The following is a 19,399-nucleotide window of genomic DNA, read 5'->3' on the forward strand; positions in this document are numbered from 1 at the left end:
AAAATCCCTTGTCAAAAGCAAGGGATTTTTAATATTCCTACCATAAGAAATGAATCACGCGGGCGACCATATAACCAAGCACGATTGTCCAAATTACTTTTCCCCATCTGGGAAGGTTAGCTATATATTCACCCATTCCTTTAAAAAAACTACGTCGTTTCATTTTGATTCAGTTCCTCCTTTGGCCTGTTAAAGCGGATAAAAAGGAAAATGCCGAACAGAATGATGAAGCCGCCCATCCATTGTGGCAACGTAACGATATCCCCAAAAATCAAATAAGCAAGAATGCAGGTGCCAATCGGTTCAAAAAGAATCCCTACGGAAACCGTAGTAGTATTTAGCCATTTAATAACCCAATTCAAAATAGAATGGCCAAGTAAAGTAGGGAAGAAAGCTAAACAGATAAACCATCCCCAGTCCGCGAGCGGATATCCTGTCAGTGCATGACCATAAAATAAACTATGTCCAAGCAAAAAGACAGAACTGATAAGATAGACAACGAAGCTATAGGCTGTCGATGATATCCCCCGACGAAGATACTGTCCAATTAACCAGTATAACGTCACAACAAAGGCTGCAAGCAAGGCTAGTAAATCTCCGTATAGAGCCATTCCTCCTACACGAAAATCTCCCCAACCAATTACAAAGCTACCCATGATCGCAAAAATACCACCAGCCATGGCTAATTTACTCAGGCGTTCCTTAAAGAGAAAATAGCCGCCGACAAAGGCAAATAGAGGCTGAAGCGTTACAAGCACCGTAGAGCTTGCAATGGAAGTATAATGAAGTGATTCAAACCAGAGCAGGAAATGAGCGGCTAGAAAGCCTCCAGATAGAATACTTAATAGCCATTGCTTTCTGCTAAATTGAACGATTTCACGCCAAGTACCTTTGTTAATAAACAAAAAGGGTATGGTCAATATAACGGAAAATAACAGACGATAGGTGGCTATGACTGGTGCTGGCGCCGATGATAGCTTAACAAAGATAGCAGATGTTGAAATGGCTAAAACAGCTAAAAATAAGGCAAAATAAGGCGGTATGATGGGTCTCTCCATGATTGTAATATCCTCTCAGTCACAACAGTTATCGTTATTGAAAAAATGAAAAAACCAGCTAGAATCACTGGTCGGACCATATGTAGTCTGCCCTTATTTTACAAGAGGAAAGTCCAACTCACAACCGTGATGAAACGCTGATATGAAACGGACTCTTCGTGGGTAAGCGATTGCCCAGTTTCCTTTTTTCTTTTAGGTCTACCTGTGGTAAGATGAAAGGTAATGAATTAACAGAAAGGGGTCGGACGCACATGAGCCATTTTGTGCTGATTGATGGGAATAGTATCGCTAACCGTGCCTTTTATGCGTTGCCGCTACTGTCCACCTCACAAGGACTTCACACGAATGCAGTACTTGGTTTTACGACCATGCTGCTAAAAGTAATAGATGAAATGAAACCGACTCATATTCTAGTTGCTTTTGATGCAGGTAAAGTGGTATTTCGCCACTCTGAATATACAGAGTACAAGGGAGGACGCGCTAAGACGCCCTCAGAGTTATCCGAGCAATTTCCATTAATTCGCGAGCTATTAGACGCGTTTTCGATAAAAAGATTTGAATTAGAAGGCTATGAAGCTGATGATATCATCGGAACGTTAACATTACGAGCTGAAGCAGAACAGATCAAAACGACCGTAATCACCGGGGATAAAGATATGCTGCAATTAGTGTCCCCGTATGTATCTACAGCAATTACGCGAAAAGGGATTAGTGAAATCGAGCTGTATTCGACAGAGGAAATCTTTGAAAAATATGGCTTAAAGCCTGAACAGATCATTGACCTGAAAGGGTTAATGGGAGATAGCTCCGACAATATTCCAGGTGTTCCAGGGGTAGGGGAGAAAACTGCACTTAAATTATTGCACCAATTCAGTTCCGTTGAAGAGGTGCTAGCTAATATCGAGCAGGTGTCTGGCAAAAAGCTACAGGAAAATCTACGCAACAATGTGGAGCAAGCAAAAATGAGTAAATCGCTTGCAACCATTATGCGTGATATACCAGTGGATATCAGTATTGCTGATTCTCAATTCACAGGATACGAGCCTGATAAGCTAATTGAGTTCTTTAAAAAAATGGAATTTAAATCATTACTATCTAAGGTAAAGGGTGGTAATAGCATTGCAGATAGCTATGGTCAGGGTAGTGTAGAAGCGTCTGAAGGCTCTTCAGCGAACACTTCGTTACCAGACAAGCCTTTTACTTATACCGTTGTCGAAGAAGGTAAATTGGCCGATTATGAGCCTCTATTGACATCTCCCATGAGCTTGGTGGTAGAGATGGATGGAGAGAACTATCATTATGCGCCAATTCTTGGATTTGGCTTAGCTACAGAAGAACAAGCTTTATTCATTCCTTATGAAACGGCTAAAAGCTGGACAGCCTTTACGGATTGGCTACAGGATGCTTCTAAACAAAAATGGGTCTTTGATGGCAAACGTGAAACGGTTGGACTTTGCTGGCATGAAATGGACGTAAAGGGAATTGATTTTGACTTATTCCTTGCATCCTATTTGATTAATGCTAGTGAGAGCAACCCTACCCTATCGGATGCGACTGCCAAATTCTCGTCTGTCAAGGTAGCGTCTGATGAGGATATCTATGGCAAAGGGGCAAAGCGAAGCCTACCGTCGATGGAGCTCATTAGTGAACACGTAGCGCGTAAGGCGCAGGCTTTGTGGCAGAGTGTTCTTCAAGCCAAAGAAGAGCTTACGGCTAACCAATTAACAGAGCTTTACACAAAGATTGAGCAGCCACTTAGTCTCGTGCTTGCCGATATGGAAGAGATAGGTGTTCTGATTAATCAGGAGCAGCTTCATCAGATGGGCGAGGAGCTGGACAAGCAATTAGAGGCGTTAACTGAGAAAATTTATGAGCAGGCAGGTACTACGTTTAACATAAATTCTCCGAAGCAATTAGGGGAGATTCTGTTTGAACGCATGGGAATTCCGCCTGAGAAGAAAACGAAGACAGGCTATTCTACCAGCGCAGATGTGCTAGAGAAGCTGGCGCAAAAATATCCGATCGTGATAGATATTCTTACGTACCGTCAATTAGGTAAGCTACGTTCTACTTATATTGAAGGCCTTTTAAAAGAGATTCATGGCAAAACAGGCAGGGTGCATACACGCTTTAACCAAGCCACAACTGCTACTGGACGGCTTAGCAGCACGGAGCCGAATCTACAAAACATCCCGATCCGTTTGGAAGAGGGGCGTAAAATCAGGAAAGCATTTGTGCCGACAAATGACAACTGCTATATCCTTGCTGCTGATTACTCGCAGATCGAGCTGAGAATATTAGCGCATATTTCGAAGGACCCCAACCTAATTGACGCCTTCGTAAATAATATGGACATTCATACACGCACAGCGATGGACGTATTCGGAGTAAGCGAAGACGAGGTAACTTCCAATATGCGCCGTCAAGCGAAGGCTGTTAATTTTGGAATTGTCTACGGAATCAGCGATTTTGGTTTATCTCAGAATTTAAATATACCGCGTAAGAAAGCGGCTGAATTTATAGCACGCTATTTTGATGTATTTTCAGGTGTTCAGAATTACATGGAAGAGATTAAGCATCAGGCAAAGAAGGATGGCTATGTGACGACACTGTTGCACCGCCGTCGTTATCTACCAGATATTGCAAGTAGAAACTTTAATCTACGTTCTTTTGCAGAGCGTACTGCTATGAACACTCCTATTCAAGGAACGGCTGCCGATATTATTAAATTAGCGATGATCCAGATGCAAGAGGCCCTCGTTAGGAATCAGCTAAAAAGCCGCATGCTTCTTCAGGTACACGATGAATTGGTGTTTGAGGTTCCAGAGGATGAATTAGAAACGATGCAAAAGCTGGTAGCTAACGTGATGGAGAACGCACTTAAACTGGACGTTCCACTTAAAGTAGATGTAAATTATGGGGAAACCTGGTATGACGCCAAGTAGGAGGGACATCTAATGCCAGAACTACCAGAGGTAGAAACCGTTGTTCGGACGCTGAGAACACTAGTGCTGAACAAGAAGATTGAACGGGTAAGCGTATTGTTGCCACGGATTATTCGCCGGCCTGCCGATGTGGAACAATTTAAATCCATTTTGGTTGGACAAACCATTCATGCTGTTGAACGGCGAGCAAAATTTATTAAATTTATCCTCGATCAGGATGTATTAATTTCACATTTGCGTATGGAAGGAAGATATGGAGTTTATCAATCCTCTGAAGAGATAGAAAAGCATACGCATGTGATTTTTCATTTCACGGATGGAACGGAGCTTCGCTATCGGGATGTGCGTCAATTTGGAACGATGGACGTGATTCCATTAGGTAAGGAACAAGAGGTGGAGCCACTTAAAAAGCTGGGACCAGAGCCTTTAGACGAAGCCTTTACACCTGCCTTGCTCTCCAGCATGTTACAGCGTAAGACCACTAAAATCAAACCCTTGCTATTAAATCAGGAATTTATGGTGGGCTTGGGGAATATCTATGTGGACGAGGCTCTTTTCCGAGCAAATATACATCCAGAACGGGTAGCTAATACATTGACGAATCAGCAAATAGAGATTTTGCATACAAGTATTGTACAGACCCTACAAGAAGCGATTGATGCTGGAGGAAGCTCTATTAAATCCTATGTAAATGGACAAGGTGAAATGGGGATGTTCCAACAAGTATTAAAGGTGTACGGGAAAAAAGGAGAACTGTGTCCAAGCTGCTCCACAGAGATTGTGAAAATTGTTGTAGGAGGACGCGGAACGCACTTTTGCCCATCCTGTCAAAAATAGACCGCTAATCGGGAAGGAGGAGATAGCGTGATTTTGGGTCTAACAGGAGGAATTGCGAGCGGAAAAAGTACTGTTGCAGCCATGCTGCGTGAACGGGGAGTCACCGTTATCGACGCGGATCTTATTGCCCGAGAAGTGGTAGAGGTGGGCAAACCGGCCTACAATGGGATTGTCAAGTACTTTGGTACGAGTGTATTGGATGAGACAGGTGCCTTAAATCGTGCAGTGCTAGGGGAAATGATCTTTAGTGATAGAGAAAAACGAATGGTTTTAAATGAAATCGTTCATCCAGAAGTACGCAAGGAAATGCGTCTGCAAGCTACTCTAGCTCAGGAACGCGGGGAACGGCTTGTCTTTATGGACATCCCGTTATTGTATGAAAGCAAGCTTACCTATATGGTAGACAGAGTTGTGGTTGTTTACGTACCAGAATCCGTACAGTTTATACGGTTAATGGAGCGGGATGAATTTGATGAGGAGCAGGCGAAAAAGCGTTTGCGAGCCCAAATGAATATTGAAGAAAAGCGTAAATTAGCTAATTATGTAATCGATAACCAAGGTAGCCGCTCAGACACTCAGAAGCAGGTGGATGATTTGGTAACTAGCTTGCTTGCGGAGATAATCCCATGAAAACGCTACGCTCTGCTATTCTCTTGTTTTCCGTTTTGATTATCATCTATCTGCTGCTAAACTCCTCCTTTGTTTGGAAACTAATGTACCCGATCAAATATGAGGAACAAATTCGGTTAGTGAGTAAGAAATACGAAGTAAATCCATACCTTGTGCTTGCTGTCATTCGGTCCGAATCTAAATTTAAGCCAGATTTGGTTTCGAAAAAAGGAGCAGTCGGCTTAATGCAATTGATGCCAAACACAGCAGAATGGATACAGTCTCAAGGGAAGCTAGAGATGCTGTATCCTGCTGATTTGGAACATCCCGCAACTAACATTAATTTAGGTACCTGGTATCTAGCTTATTTGTTACAAATGTTTAAAGGGAATGAAGTACTTGCATTGGCTGCTTATAATGCAGGACAAGGAAATGTGAAAAATTGGTTGCATAATAAGCAATGGGAAGGGACTCGTGAAACGATCTCCGATATCCCGTTTGGGGAGACCCGTCATTATGTCCAACGTGTTTTATATTACGAAGATCGTTATAAAGAGGTATACGAAAATAGCTTTCCTAATCTTGCTCCCTGATGGTAATCTGTCAGGGAGCTTTTTACACATTATCAGCTAGTGAAAAAAAGAATCTAGCGAAACAACTTTTTGCTAAAACGAATCCTCTTATTCCTCAAACAGTAGATTAATAGGCTCCTCAGGCAATTCAGGAGAGGTCTCTAGGTGCGTTACTGGTGTTTTTACATCTACTTCCTCAAAACGAAGACTATCCACCCAAATCTGACCACCGCCCTGTAGGAATGCGCCAAATGCAATCGCTTCACTATGAGCAGGGACATCCAATACGATGCGATACATATTTCATTCCGTGGTCCCTTGAATAGGACGATTGCTCATATTATCAAACTGTAATATCTCTTCCTCACTTCCATCCACTCTCATCCAAAAGCCTGCCGAGCCTGTCACTGACTTTGTTTGAATAAATCCTGTTAATTGCATGCGCTTACCTAGGTATTTGTGTGCCTGAAACATCTGCATCATCGTGCCAAATCCTTCTGGATGAGGTTGTTTCGAACGAAGATAGCCAGAACATGTACCGTGGTGAATGCTATTAGAGTCCACCCCCATCTCATAGGCTCCAGGATTGGTACCTTGTAGCATCCAGCCTGTGGGTTTTAGATCGGTAGAGATTGAATTCATAGAAAGCTCCTCCTGTTTGAATAAAAGTGTTTGCATATAGCGGCGATAGATGGCAGGTGGCATAAGGTATTCCTTTTTGAAGGCGCGAGTAAATGATTCCTGTGATTCAAAGCCTAGTGTAACTGCAATATCTAAAATGCCTAGAGTAGAGGAACAAAGCAGAGAGACTGCCTTTGCTAAACGGCGTTTTTTTATGTACTCGTAGGGGGGAAATCCTACGTGTTTAAGAAATAAAGCATGAAAATGAGCGACTGAATACCCAGCTTGTCGAGCCAAATCGGAAACAGTGATTTCATCAAATAATTGTTCCTCTATACAGTGAAGAGATTGAATGATTGCCAGTTCTTGTTCATTCATCTGGAAAGCTTCTCCCCTCCAAGTTTTCTGTTTGATATGTAAAGCTTACCAAAACATAGCAGCGGTCTTTTGATCAAATCTCTGGATATTGCTTTGCCTGATCACGGGCATCATTCTTTTTGGAAAATCTAATTATTACTGCTTGGGCAGATCATGTAGCAAACTGCCCAAATTTGCTGTTTTTAAGTAAAACACATTGTCAAATATGACATACTTAATATATTATTAATAGTGATTAGAGTAACTTATTTCAGGGAGGGTCAACATAAAATGACAATTAAAATCGGGATAAATGGGTTTGGACGTATTGGGCGCATGGTATTTCGCAAAGCGATCCAAGATCCATCCATCGAGGTTGTGGCTATTAACGCTAGCTATCCTCCTGAAACCCTAGCTCATTTATTAAAATATGATTCCGTTCATGGGACCTTAGCCCATGACGTTACTGTAGATGGCAATTGCATTGTAATTAATGGAAAAAACACACAGGTGCTATCCGATCGCGATCCTTTGAACCTACCATGGGGGAAGCTTGGGGTTGAAGTGGTTGTGGAAGCGACTGGGAAGTTCACAGATCGTAGTGGTGCCGAGAAGCATATAAAAAGCGGTGCTAAAAAAGTAGTTATTACTGCACCTGGTAAAGAAGAGGACGCGACCATTGTTATGGGTGTCAATGATGATCAATACGATCATGAGCATCACCATGTTGTTTCGAATGCTTCTTGCACGACCAATTGTCTTGCGCCTGTAGCTAAGGTGCTGCATGAAGCTTTTCAGATTCAATCCGGGCTTATGACTACGATTCATTCCTACACGAACGATCAGGTTAATCTGGATAATCCCCATAAGGATTTACGCCGCGCGCGTGCTTGTGGCCAATCGATTATTCCAACGACAACAGGAGCAGCCAGAGCGGTAGGTAAAGTATTGCCAGAATTAAATGGCAAACTGAATGGTTTTGCTTTACGTGTACCTACTCCAAATGTTTCTGTGGTCGATTTGGTTGTACAAATCTCTAAAAATGTCACTGCACAAGAGGTCAATCGGGTGCTGCGCGAAGCAAGCGAAGGGGCTTTAAAAGGCTATTTAGGCTATACGGATGCACCTCTTGTTTCTACTGACTTTAATGGTAATGAAAATTCCTCAATCGTGGATGGTCTGTCCACTATGGTGATGAGTGATAAGCATGTAAAGGTCATTGCTTGGTACGATAATGAATGGGGATATTCCTGCCGTGTTCTTGATTTGGTAAAGCATGTGTCAGAGCATGTAAATCAATCGAAACGGATTTTAACAGGCAGTACACACGGATAAATTGGCTTCATTTGGCATTTTAATTCTGAAAAATAATTGTTATTTGAATTTATAAAAAAAGCTGATTTCATAAGTGCTGAAATCGGCTTTTTTATTTTGTAACCCAAAAATCTTGCATAATCATTCCAGTAATGGATTTTATATCATTCGTTTATCTAGTTTCATGTAAAATATTGCTATAATTAATATGATGGGAAAGGCAGTGTACAAGAAGAGGAGGAATGAGATGAACAGGTTATCATTGCGTAAGTGGATAGCTGTAGGTAGCGGATGTGTGCTGGCGGCTGGTATGTTAGTAGCTCCATTTGAGATGTCAGGAAGCGCTTCTGTATTGTATGCACAGGAGAAGAAGGGAGCTTATGATAAGCTATTAACACAAAAAGAAGTGGAAGAGCGTGTACGGCAATGGATTACCATTCCTGCGGATTACAAACTAAGAAATTCCCGATTAGAAATAGATGACGAGAGAACAGGCTCTCCATACTGGTCGATAAGCTGGGAGACAAGTGATAAAAAAAGCAACAAATATATTCATGCATCAGTTAATGCTCAAACAGGAGAATTGATTGATTTCTATAAATATACACGCAACAATAAAACGGTGAAAAAGGCGGTTAGTGAGAAAGAAGCGGAAAAAACGGCATGGGCTTTTATTGAAAAGGTAGCTAAATCAAAAAAAGATTCTTTGAGTAAAGCAAATGAATTTGTCCCATTGACGAATAACAATCATTATACATTTGTCCATACTCGTATGTCTGACGAAATTCCATTCCTTGAAAATGGAGTAACGATTAAGGTTGATGCTGATGGTGAAATTACGTCCTATCATCTTACGTGGGATGACGGAAAAATTCCCTCTCCTAAGGCGGCCATTTCCCTAGAACAAGCGGAGAAAACACTAAAGGGACTACTAGATCCACAGGTACGATACATGAGATCAGATAGGTATAAGAAGAGGAACAGCGGGGATGTAACGTATACTCCTGTTTATATATATGGCAATAATAGTGCAAAGTTTTTGGATGCAAATAGTGGAGAGGCGATCAGTCCAAATGGTCGCAAAGCGGAAACTAGCAATAAAATCATCCCATTAGGCGATAAAATTACATTTACAAAAAATCAAGCGCCTGAAAAAATCGGTAAAGACCAGGCAGAACAAATTGCAAAGAAATGGGCTGAAAAGCTAGCTAAAGGCTGGGTTTATAATGGATCAGGTGGGACAGGCTCCAGTGCTGACGCTTCAGGTATCAAAACATTGGATTGGTCATTTCGATTTATTTCAACGAATCAAAGCTCTCCATCCAATGAAGAAGAAATAAGAATTAAGATAAATGACAAGGGCCAATTCCTTGCCTTTTCAAAACATAACAACGAAGCATCGGAAAATACGAAAGGGAAAAAAGCGATTGATAAGAAAGATGCGGAAAAGGTAGCAATAGAAATGATCAAAAGCCTTTACCCTGATCATACGGGGCAGTTGTATCTTAAAACAGGAGACGACCCTTACATTAGAGGTGATAAGGGGCAATCTTACATTTTTACATTTGGATACTTATATAAAGATACTCCCATTGATGACCTAGACATCGAGGTAGAAGTAAATAAATTTACTAATGAAGTCACTGATGTTTGGCTCTATCAAAGGGAAAATGGCTCCCCTTTGCGAAGTAATGATGTTTTCGAAAAAATTCAGGTATCAAAGAAAGAAGCGATAGAAAAGGAGATAAAAGAGAAAAAAGTAATGCTTACTTATTATAAAGCTCCTTTCTATATGCTAGGGGCAGATGAGTCTGTAAAGGAGTCTTCTCAAGAGATTCCAATACAGCTTGTCTATCGTTATGTAGGGAATGAGAAATCTGTAAACGCGGCTACTGGTGAATTATTAGACCCATGGGGATTTAGTAATGCTGAATCCGCTACTGATATTGAGGGACACAAAAGTGAAGAAGCCCTAGGCAATATGCTAAATAGAGGGCTGTTCCTCCTAGAGGATGGAAAGTTAGAGCCAGATAAGGAGATATCTAGGGCTCAATTTGTAGGATTGATGATTAGCGTATCAAACGAGCTGAGTCACGATTATCGATCCTATGACGATGAAAATGATGAGAAGCCTTATACGTACTCAGATGTACCTACAAATCATCCGTATTATGCTGCCATTTCTCAGGCCTCTCAATTAAAAATCATACCATCTACAGCCCGCTTTGAGCCTGATCGTGCCATTACACGTTATGAAGCGATACAAATGTTTATGCAGACATTACAATTTGGAGCGTTACTATCCAAGTCTGATATCTTTCAATCCCCTTATCCAGATGTAACAGCAGAACAAGTACCTGCTTATACGCTAGCGCATGCTTTAGGTTATCTGAGCGCACCGAAGGGGACGAAGGTAGAGCCGAATAAAAATGTAACACGTGCAGAAGCGGCAGAGCTGATTAACCAATTTTATCAGCAATACAGACACGAATAAATCGAGGCAAAGCAAAACTCCCTCTCAGCATTTTGTAAGAGGGAGTTTTGCTGGTTGTAAATGAAATTAACTAGATGATTACAAGTCCGGTGCAATATGCTTAGATTCCATAAAAGTAAATAATGTTTCGTCTTCAAATTGAGTAATAAATAGTTTTAAATTATATTTCAAATTAACTTCGTACGGGGTAAGCAGGTCATTGCCACGCCCGTCTCGCAAAATGCGTATCGTTGGACGATGACAGCATTCTGGATCTACCTTACAGACTACGCCGCTTTCTCCATTATTGAGTACGACTCCGCTCCCAAGTGGAAAGACAGCGATATGCTTACGAAAGGCATCTACTAAATGATGATGGAACAAATAGCCGCCTGATCCAAGCAGGTATTCAAGCGCATCCTGTGGCATATAGCGTTTTCTCCAACGTCTTGGGGTAGTTAGAGAATCATACACATCACAAATAGCTACGATTTGCGCATACTCATGGAATTTGTCCCCTTGTAGCTGTTGCGGATAACCGCTTCCATCCATTCGTTCATGATGCTGGAAAGCTACGTGAGCAGATAATAATGAAATATCGTGTTGTTTCCGAATGATATCAAAGCCAAGGCGTGTATGCTCTTTGGCCTGCTCCATTTCAGCCTCGTTCCAACGCTCGGTTTTTTCAAGCAATTCTTTTGGTAGCGCTGTTTTTCCAATGTCGTGTAACAGTGCCCCGATTCCCAAATCACGTAATTGCGTCGTGTTGTAGCCAAGCGACATCCCAACGGCTGTAGCCATGACAGCGACGTTAACGGCGTGATGATACATTGCTCCCGAGTGAGAGGAGATGTTAGCTAGATGAATCATGATATCCTTTGCTCCAGATAGATCATTTAAAATCTTATGAAAGACCTGCTGGAAATGCATGCCCATGTCTTTGACAGAGACCCTACGAGCAACTTTATTCGTATTCCGTAGTTGTTGCACGGTTTTATGTATGACTTCCAAAGCATCTTGCCTTGTCTCTGGACGTATAACATCCTCTACCTCAATATCTGATGTGTGTGGGTCATCAATGTAGACGGAATCAATTCCCATGCGTTGTAGACCACTTACCAATCTTTCACTTAGCTCCATACCTGCCCCAAGCAGGACTTTCCCATCATCTGTAAAAACGGTCCTTCCCAAATTCATTCCAGGTTGAACATGTCGCAATGAGACTAGGCGCATGCAAGAACCCTCCCTTGCTGTTAGATACTATCTCATTTTAAAAAAATTATGGACAAATGGGAATAGGATATTCGGTTTTTCCTTGACTAACCTTACTGGATATGGGACTCTAAAGAAAAACTTCAATAATTTACACGCAAATTTATTGAATAAAATCAAGTCTTTCTTTTTTGGAATGATGTTGATCTAACTGAGTAATCATTTTGGAGATGATGGCTAATGCGTTGCCCATTTTGTGAATTTAATGGGACAAGGGTATTGGATTCCCGCCCATTTAATAACAACAAATCAATCAGACGCCGTCGAGAGTGCGAGGACTGCGGCAGAAGATTCACTACATTTGAAATGGTGGAAGAAACACCACTATTAATTATTAAAAAGGACGGAACAAGAGAAGAGTACAGCCGCGATAAAATTTTACGTGGGTTGATTCGTGCTTGTGAAAAGCGTCCTGTGACACTGGAGATATTAGAGAATATTGTAAATGAAATTGAACGAGAACTACGTAGTCAAGGGAAGGCTGAGGTCCCTAGCAAAGAGGTAGGGGAAATGGTCATGGAGCGCCTGTACCATGTGGATGAGGTAGCTTATGTTCGTTTTGCCTCGGTTTATCGTCAGTTTAAAGATATTAATGTATTTATGCGAGAATTGGAAGAGCTTTTAGAACAAGCGCGGAATCAGCCGCCTAAAGTGAATAAATCAGAATAAGAAGCATTTTTTTCTCTAAGCTTCCAAACCTCTCCTACGTAACATGACAGAAGAAATGATATAATAGAGAAACTATGAACGTAAGGAAGGATTTTGGTCGATGCGTGTCATGTGGAACGAACTTGCGCCCAACGATCGCTATTTAGTGAGATTCATAAGGCCGCTGAGTATGATGGAGATGGGATTCATAACCCATCTTTATTTGCCCTTGCTGGGGGTGTCATCCTATTCGTTGTATCAATTATTAATGCACGAGGTGGATGAAAAGAGTGGAGCAGCAAGCGAAGGAACGCACCGGAGTCTAATGATGATGACATCCTTGCCGTTGGATCGCTTACTGCAAGCCAGAGAACGTTTAGAAGCGATGGATTTATTAAAGGTCCGTCGTCGTGAGAATCGCGAACATGACTTTTTTTATGAGTATATTGTCTTGCCACCGCTAACTCCGGCTCAATTTTTTCAGGAAGATATTCTTCCCGTTATGCTGTTAAATCAAGTAGGCAAAGTCAAATACGAGCAGTTGCGCCGTACCTATGCTGATCAGCTATGGGGGAATCTGGCGGAGGAGTATCCGTATGAAGAAGATGTAACCAAGCGCTTCTATGAGGTATATCATAATTTGTCAGCTTCTGAGCTGGAAATTCGCCCTGGATCGGAAACGGATCGATTTTTTGCTCACATGCAAGAAAAACATCCTACAGCCTCCCTAGCTAATCATTATGAAGCGGAGCCAGACAAACAATTGGATTTATCCTTTTTGCGAGCTAGCCTCCCTAGTCATGTACAAGCCTCTAAGGTAGTAACGCAGGAAAGCATTCCGTTTTTTTATCAGTTGCTCGCTTTTTATCAAGTGGATAGCTATTTATTAAGCCAAGAGCTGCGGGATTGGAATCTTTATGATTCTCAAGGGACTCTTAGCACAGAACTATTGCGTAAACGAATACGCGAGCGATATGTAAATAACCAGCTAACGCGTGAACGCCGTTCTTTAGCCGATGCCTATTTGGAGCATCTCGGTCCTGGGAAAATACCAGCTCCTGGAACGGAGGTTTTTCTACGAATCTGTCGAGAGCTTTCACCGCTGATTATTTTAGAGCAAGCGGTGGGAGGTAGAATTTCACGTGCGTTTTTAGAACGGGCAGAGAGCTTGGTTTTCACAGATTCAATGCCGTCAGAGGTAGTAAATGCTTTGCTCTTATATGCCATGCGTGAAACGAAAATGGAATTGCCAAAAGCTTACGTGGAAACGATTCGAGATAGCTGGAAAGCCAAAGCCATTTCTACCGTAGAGGAAGCAGTGAGGGTTATTTTGGAACGGGCAGAAGCTAAGAATCAGGCTATGGAGAATCAGACGGCTCAATCTCTAGCAGCTTCCAAAAAAGGTGGATTATCCTCTAACAGGGGCCGGCGCAGTAATTCACGAGCATTGCTACAGGATAAGCTGCCTGCTGCTGTACAGCGACAGCTCGATCGTGAGGAAGCAGAGGCAGTTGATACTGATCGAAAAAAACGCGTAAAGCAAGTGAAAAAAACCATTATGGATGATCCAGAGCTTAAAGAATTATACGAATCACTACGACAGCCGATGAAGGGAGGCGAACATTAGATGGAACCTTTGCGTCAATTCATGGAGGAGTTAGCTAAGCGAACTCCACGGCATATTTTAAGTCCGGATGAACAATTGGATAAAATGATGCGCTCGTCTCTCTATCTAAAAGCCTTTCTACAGAAGCATCCTGAATTAACTAGGGAGGATTTGTTTCGCTCCCTTTCGGCAGTGTATGAATCGGTGAAGGAGCACTATTATTGTGAGAATTGCCCCGGACTGTCAGAATGTCCTAATTTAGTAAAGGGACATACGAATAAGCTACAGGTGCAAAACAAGCATATTGTATCCGCACTAAGCCCCTGTGATAAGCAATTATCATATGAAGAAACACAGCGTACTCGTAAAATGATGCGAAGCTACTATGTGTCTGAAGAAACACTTCAAGCTAGCTTTCATCATATGGATATGGATGATTCCAATAAAGAAGCGATTCGTCTGGCGATGCGTTTCTGCCGAGAAATGAGAGACAACAAGAAGCAGGCTGCACGAGGGCTATATGTTCACGGAGGCTTTGGGGTTGGCAAGAGCTATCTGATGGCTGCTGTCGCACGTGAACTATCGGAGAATAACATTTCTTCCTTAATGGTATACGTTCCAGATTTCATTCGAGAATTGAAAGAATCCCTCTCCGATCAATCCTATGTAGGTAAACTGGAGCTATTAAAGGAGATTCCTGTTTTGATCTTAGATGATCTAGGGGCGGAGAATGTCACTCCATGGATTCGGGATGAAGTGATTGGAGTTATTTTAAATCAGCGAATTAACAATCATCTGCCAACTTTATTTGCTTCAAACTATTCTCTTGAGGAATTGGAAGAGCATTTTGCCATGAGTAATGGCTCACGTATCGAAGTAACGAAGGCACGCCGGATTTTAGAAAGAATTCGTCATTATGTAGAAGAAGTAGTGATTGAAGGAATCAATCGTCGAAAAAGATAGCCTGTATAGAGGTATGTGTATATCAGCATTTCGTTTGACCGATCACCCAAGTATTGGACAAGCAAGTGAGTCCTTTACTTGGGTTTTTTGCCGATCAGGGGTAGTTTTTTTGGAAATAGTAGCGTAGTCGGTAGCCTTGCTGTTTTACTGAGAGTGTCCTTTTGAAAAAGACATCCAAAGCATATAGGGAACCTTGATGGCAATATACAAAAAAAGACAGATGTTCTTCCTAGAAAAACATGGTAAGATGGTTGCTTGATTATTCAGATAAAATATTTATAAGTTGAAAGCTTGTTATCAAAGGGTTTTTAGTGACTGATTACTATGAATTAACAGATGATATTGAAAAATGTTGTGTTTGTTGTGTGGACATTATGAGGCACATGTGGTACTTTTAAAACTAGAATAGGAAGATGATTTTGCGGCTGATACAACATTGTTATGTACATACGGAGAGGACTTTTGTTTTCTCTGGAGGGAGTGAATCATTCCGTCTCCCTTACCAACATGTAATGATAGTATCTCATTTATGAAAAGATAAAAAACCAAGATACCTATGGAGGGATAAAGGATGTCCAGCAGAGGATTGCAGGAGTTTTTACAAGAAAATTTAGCGGAGCTTAAAAGCAAAGGCCTTTATAACGTTATTGATCCTTTGGAGAGTGCCAATGGGCCTGTGATTACCATTAAAGGCAAAAACCTGGTTAACCTTTCTTCCAACAACTATCTAGGTTTGGCAACAGATCAGCGCTTGAAAGATGCAGCATACCAAGCGATCGAAAATTATGGTGTTGGGGCAGGGGCCGTTCGTACCATTAACGGGACACTGGATATCCATATTACATTAGAAAAAACACTAGCGGAATTTAAACATACCGAGGCGGCTATTGCTTATCAGTCTGGTTTTAATTGTAATATGGCTGCAATTTCTGCTGTGATGGATAAAAATGATGCAATTCTATCGGATGAATTAAACCATGCATCCATTATTGACGGCTGCCGTCTATCTAAAGCTAAAATCATCCGTGTGAACCACTCTGACATGGATGATCTTCGTCAAAAAGCAAAAGAGGCGAGAGAGTCCGGCCTGTACAATAAAATCATGGTAATTACAGATGGTGTTTTCTCGATGGACGGAGACATTGCCAAGCTACCAGAAATTGTAGAGATTGCTGAGGAATTCGATTTAATCACATATGTAGATGATGCACATGGCTCAGGTGTTCTCGGTAAGGGAGCAGGGACAGTGAAGCATTTTGGCTTATCTGACAAAGTAGACTTCCAGATCGGAACGCTGTCCAAAGCGATTGGAGTAGTAGGTGGCTATGTAGCTGGTAAACAGGAATTGATTGATTGGCTTAAAGTACGCAGCAGACCATTCTTATTCTCCACTGCACTTACACCAGGAGATGTAGGAGCTATTACCAAAGCCATCAATATTTTGACAGAAAGCACCGAATTACATGATCGCCTTTGGGAGAATGGGAATTACCTGAAGAAGGGCTTGAAGGAGCTTGGCTTTAATATCGGAGACAGTGAAACTCCAATCACACCTTGCATTATTGGTGATGAAATCAAAACACAGGAATTTAGTAAGCGATTGTATGAAGAAGGCGTTTATGCAAAAGCTATTGTATTCCCAACGGTTGCTAAAGGAACCGGACGTGTCCGCAATATGCCAACTGCGGCGCATACAAAAGAGATGCTAGATCAAGCGTTGGCCACCTACAAAAAAGTAGGAAAAGAAATGGGAATTATTTAACCCTACTGATCAAAAGGAACAACAGGAAGAAAGGGGTCAACCCACATGAAAAGAATAATGGTAACAGGAGCGCTTGGACAAATTGGCTCCGAATTGGTCACGAAGCTACGAAGTGTATACGGAACAGAATCCGTAATTGCCACTGATATTCGTCAGGGCGAGGGGCAAGAGGGACCGTTTGAAATTTTAGATGTAACAGATGCAAAGGCTATGCACGATATTGCTGCAAAGTACAAAGTGGATACCATTATGCATTTGGCAGCTCTGTTGTCTGCGACAGCGGAAGCAAAGCCATTGCTCGCTTGGAATTTAAATATGGGCGGGTTGGTAAATGCACTTGAAGTAGCAAGAGAACTTAATTGTCAATTTTTTACGCCAAGTTCAATTGGTGCATTCGGACCAACAACACCAAAAGATAATACACCTCAGGATACAATTCAACGTCCTGTTACCATGTATGGGGTAAATAAGGTTTCTGGGGAATTATTGTGTGATTACTACTATCAAAAATTTGGAGTAGATACGCGCGGTGTACGTTTTCCAGGGCTGATTTCCTACGTAACGCCTCCAGGTGGGGGAACAACCGACTATGCAGTGGAAATATATTACGAGGCAATTAAAAATGGTCGTTATACCTCATACATCCAAAAAGGTACGTACATGGATATGATGTATATGCCAGATGCGCTTAACGCTATCATCAATTTGATGGAAGCAGATGCATCTAAATTACAACACCGTAACGCCTTTAACGTGACAGCGATGAGCTTTGAGCCAGAGCAAATTGCACGGGAAATCAAGAAGCATATTCCGACATTTGAAATGGACTACCAAGTAGACCCAATCAGACAAGGAATCGCAGACAGTTGGCCAAACTCAATTGATGCCACAGCCGCTAAAGCGGAGTGGGGTTTTCAAGCAGAATATGACTTGGAAAAAATGACAACAGATATGCTTGCCAAGCTTCGGGATAAATTGCAAGTGGGAGCTGGGATCTAAAGCGAAAGCAAAGAATAGTCATGATAGAGCAGCTATACAGTCGTGTAGTGTGCTTACAGTTTATAAATGATGTGAATAAAAACAGCAGGGGAGTAATTTCCTCTGCTGTTTTTATGTAAAAAAGGAAAAATCGTTTGTTAAACCGATAAGGGAAATTCACAAGTGTTTGTATAAAAAATAATCGAGAACGTGCATTGTAAAAAGCATAGGGCATCCATTACAATTTGTTTGGATAAAAGCAATAACGATAATCGTTATCAAATATAAGTTTTTCGGCAAATCGTAATTGTGTAGGAGAGGGGAATAATTATGCTAAGGTCACGTTGGAACATGATTGCTGGGATGGCTGTATTGCTTGTCGTGATGTGCCTTGTTGCTGGGTGCGGAAAACAATCGCAGCAGGTAGACACACAGACTCAAAAGAGCGTGGAGAATGGACAGCAAGGTGAGAATCAGGCCAAAGATACGCAAACCGCTAAGCAATCACAAACACGTGTGGTTAAGGATGAATTTGGGGAGGTCGAGATTCCGGTACATCCGAAGCGAATAGCCGCTATTTATTTAGAAGACCCATTAGTTGCATTAGGAGTTACACCAATCGTACAGTGGTATCATCCAGCATGGGGTAAGCAGGATTATCTGGGCCTAAATGTACCAACATTTGATGTAACGGGCAGCATAGAAGCTTTACTTGCAGCTAATCCTGATTTAATTATTGTTGATGGTGGAGTAGATGCAACGAAATATGAAGCATATTCCAAGGTAGCTCCTACTTATCGGGTACCTGATTCTATTAATAAAAATGCTGTAGAAACGTTAAAAAGAGTAGCAGATATAATAGGGATGCCCGAAAAGGCTGAGAGTGTATTGCAAGCGTACCAGACAAAAGTGGCCGATGCCAAAGAAAAACTGAATTCATCAATAGGTAGACAGACCGTAGCGGTTATTCGTTTAAATGTTGGTGAAAAGCCATCATTAGCTCTTTTTGGCCTCAAAAACTCCTATACAAGAATGATTTATGAAGATTTAGGGTTGGAGCCGTATGAGCCTGTGAAAACGATTGAAACTCACGAGATTATGTCACTAGAAAAAATTCCAGAGTTTCATGCTGATCATATCATTATATTCCCATCTAATGGGACATGGACATCACAAGAGAATAAACAGGCACTTGCATTACTAGAGGATCCATTATGGAAGGCTCTCCCTGCGGTTAAGAAGGGGAATGTTTATCAATTAGAAAGAACACACTGGCAATCAGGCTCAATTAAAGCGAATACGATGAAGATTGATGATTTATTGAAATTCTTTTCTGCTAAAACGAAATAGCAGGTTATCTGTCTAAAAGAAGAGAGGGCTTCAG

17 protein-coding genes are annotated in these 19,399 nt (G+C 41.6%); 12 read left to right on the forward strand and 5 right to left on the reverse strand.

The annotated features are described in order from the left end of the window. Positions 1-37: 37 nt before the first annotated feature. Both O0550_RS01010 and O0550_RS01015 read right to left on the reverse strand, forming a co-directional pair. A complete protein-coding gene (locus tag O0550_RS01010) occupies positions 38-163 on the reverse strand; it encodes a hypothetical protein (RefSeq protein ID WP_003339126.1) in 126 nt (41 codons plus the stop codon). Further along, positions 150-1,058, reverse strand: a complete 909-nt coding sequence (locus O0550_RS01015; RefSeq protein WP_003339125.1) for a DMT family transporter — start codon at positions 1,056-1,058, stop codon at positions 150-152. The genes O0550_RS01010 and O0550_RS01015 overlap by 14 nt, the downstream gene beginning before the upstream one ends. Positions 1,059-1,309: 251 nt before the next feature. Between O0550_RS01015 and polA the strand changes: the two genes are divergently transcribed. Genes polA through O0550_RS01035 form a run of 4 tightly spaced genes read left to right on the forward strand, consistent with a single transcriptional unit; the run spans position 1,310 to position 6,042 of the window. Continuing rightward, the gene (gene polA, locus O0550_RS01020; RefSeq protein ID WP_258425462.1) at positions 1,310-4,003 is read left to right on the forward strand and encodes a DNA polymerase I; all 2,694 of its coding nucleotides are present in this window, start codon (positions 1,310-1,312) and stop codon (positions 4,001-4,003) included. A gap of 12 nt (positions 4,004-4,015) precedes the next feature. Next, positions 4,016-4,840, forward strand: a complete 825-nt coding sequence (mutM, locus tag O0550_RS01025) for a DNA-formamidopyrimidine glycosylase (RefSeq protein ID WP_096886629.1) — start codon at positions 4,016-4,018, stop codon at positions 4,838-4,840. 27 nt (positions 4,841-4,867) lie between these two features. Then, entirely contained in the window at positions 4,868-5,470 is a 603-nt protein-coding gene (gene coaE / locus O0550_RS01030; RefSeq protein ID WP_003335228.1) for a dephospho-CoA kinase, read from the forward strand. Beyond that, a complete protein-coding gene (locus O0550_RS01035) occupies positions 5,467-6,042 on the forward strand; it encodes a lytic transglycosylase domain-containing protein (RefSeq protein ID WP_003339122.1) in 576 nt (191 codons plus the stop codon). Before coaE ends, O0550_RS01035 begins: the two co-directional genes overlap by 4 nt. A gap of 87 nt (positions 6,043-6,129) precedes the next feature. Here the strand turns inward: O0550_RS01035 and O0550_RS01040 are convergent, their stop codons facing one another. Together O0550_RS01040 and O0550_RS01045 are read right to left on the reverse strand one after the other, a co-directional pair. Then, complete coding sequence (locus O0550_RS01040) at positions 6,130-6,321, reverse strand: hypothetical protein (RefSeq protein ID WP_258425463.1); 192 nt, start codon at positions 6,319-6,321, stop codon at positions 6,130-6,132. A 3-nt stretch (positions 6,322-6,324) separates the two neighbouring features. After that, on the reverse strand, positions 6,325-7,020 hold the full coding sequence (locus O0550_RS01045) for a helix-turn-helix domain-containing protein (protein ID WP_258425464.1): 696 nt from the start codon (positions 7,018-7,020) through the stop codon (positions 6,325-6,327). A 270-nt stretch (positions 7,021-7,290) separates the two neighbouring features. Here O0550_RS01045 and O0550_RS01050 point away from each other — a divergent pair, with 270 nt between their 5' ends. After that, on the forward strand, positions 7,291-8,334 hold the full coding sequence (locus tag O0550_RS01050) for a glyceraldehyde-3-phosphate dehydrogenase (protein ID WP_003335225.1): 1,044 nt from the start codon (positions 7,291-7,293) through the stop codon (positions 8,332-8,334). Positions 8,335-8,560: 226 nt separating this feature from the next. Next, the gene (locus O0550_RS01055; protein WP_258425465.1) at positions 8,561-10,807 is read left to right on the forward strand and encodes a YcdB/YcdC domain-containing protein; all 2,247 of its coding nucleotides are present in this window, start codon (positions 8,561-8,563) and stop codon (positions 10,805-10,807) included. Between the two features lie 78 nt (positions 10,808-10,885). Here the strand turns inward: O0550_RS01055 and O0550_RS01060 are convergent, their stop codons facing one another. Next, positions 10,886-12,019 (reverse strand): HD-GYP domain-containing protein, encoded by a 1,134-nt coding sequence (locus O0550_RS01060; RefSeq protein ID WP_003335223.1) that lies wholly within the window; start codon positions 12,017-12,019, stop codon positions 10,886-10,888. Between the two features lie 219 nt (positions 12,020-12,238). Here O0550_RS01060 and nrdR point away from each other — a divergent pair, with 219 nt between their 5' ends. The 6 genes from nrdR to O0550_RS01090 all read left to right on the forward strand — a co-directional run bounded on the left by nrdR (position 12,239) and on the right by O0550_RS01090 (position 19,365). Next, positions 12,239-12,727, forward strand: a complete 489-nt coding sequence (nrdR, locus tag O0550_RS01065) for a transcriptional regulator NrdR (RefSeq protein WP_003335222.1) — start codon at positions 12,239-12,241, stop codon at positions 12,725-12,727. Positions 12,728-12,827: 100 nt separating this feature from the next. Next, positions 12,828-14,333: a DnaD domain protein gene (locus O0550_RS01070; protein ID WP_258425466.1), complete on the forward strand. Its 1,506-nt coding sequence runs from the start codon at positions 12,828-12,830 to the stop codon at positions 14,331-14,333. Then, the gene (dnaI, locus tag O0550_RS01075; protein WP_003339117.1) at positions 14,334-15,275 is read left to right on the forward strand and encodes a primosomal protein DnaI; all 942 of its coding nucleotides are present in this window, start codon (positions 14,334-14,336) and stop codon (positions 15,273-15,275) included. A gap of 571 nt (positions 15,276-15,846) precedes the next feature. Continuing rightward, positions 15,847-17,037, forward strand: a complete 1,191-nt coding sequence (locus O0550_RS01080) for a glycine C-acetyltransferase (protein WP_258425467.1) — start codon at positions 15,847-15,849, stop codon at positions 17,035-17,037. A gap of 45 nt (positions 17,038-17,082) precedes the next feature. Next, positions 17,083-18,036 (forward strand): L-threonine 3-dehydrogenase, encoded by a 954-nt coding sequence (locus O0550_RS01085; RefSeq protein ID WP_101667523.1) that lies wholly within the window; start codon positions 17,083-17,085, stop codon positions 18,034-18,036. A 309-nt stretch (positions 18,037-18,345) separates the two neighbouring features. Next, positions 18,346-19,365 (forward strand): ABC transporter substrate-binding protein, encoded by a 1,020-nt coding sequence (locus O0550_RS01090; RefSeq protein WP_258425468.1) that lies wholly within the window; start codon positions 18,346-18,348, stop codon positions 19,363-19,365. Positions 19,366-19,399 lie beyond the last annotated feature (34 nt).

Source organism: Brevibacillus halotolerans (assembly GCF_026891775.1).
GTDB classification, from domain to species: domain Bacteria; phylum Bacillota; class Bacilli; order Brevibacillales; family Brevibacillaceae; genus Brevibacillus_B; species Brevibacillus_B halotolerans.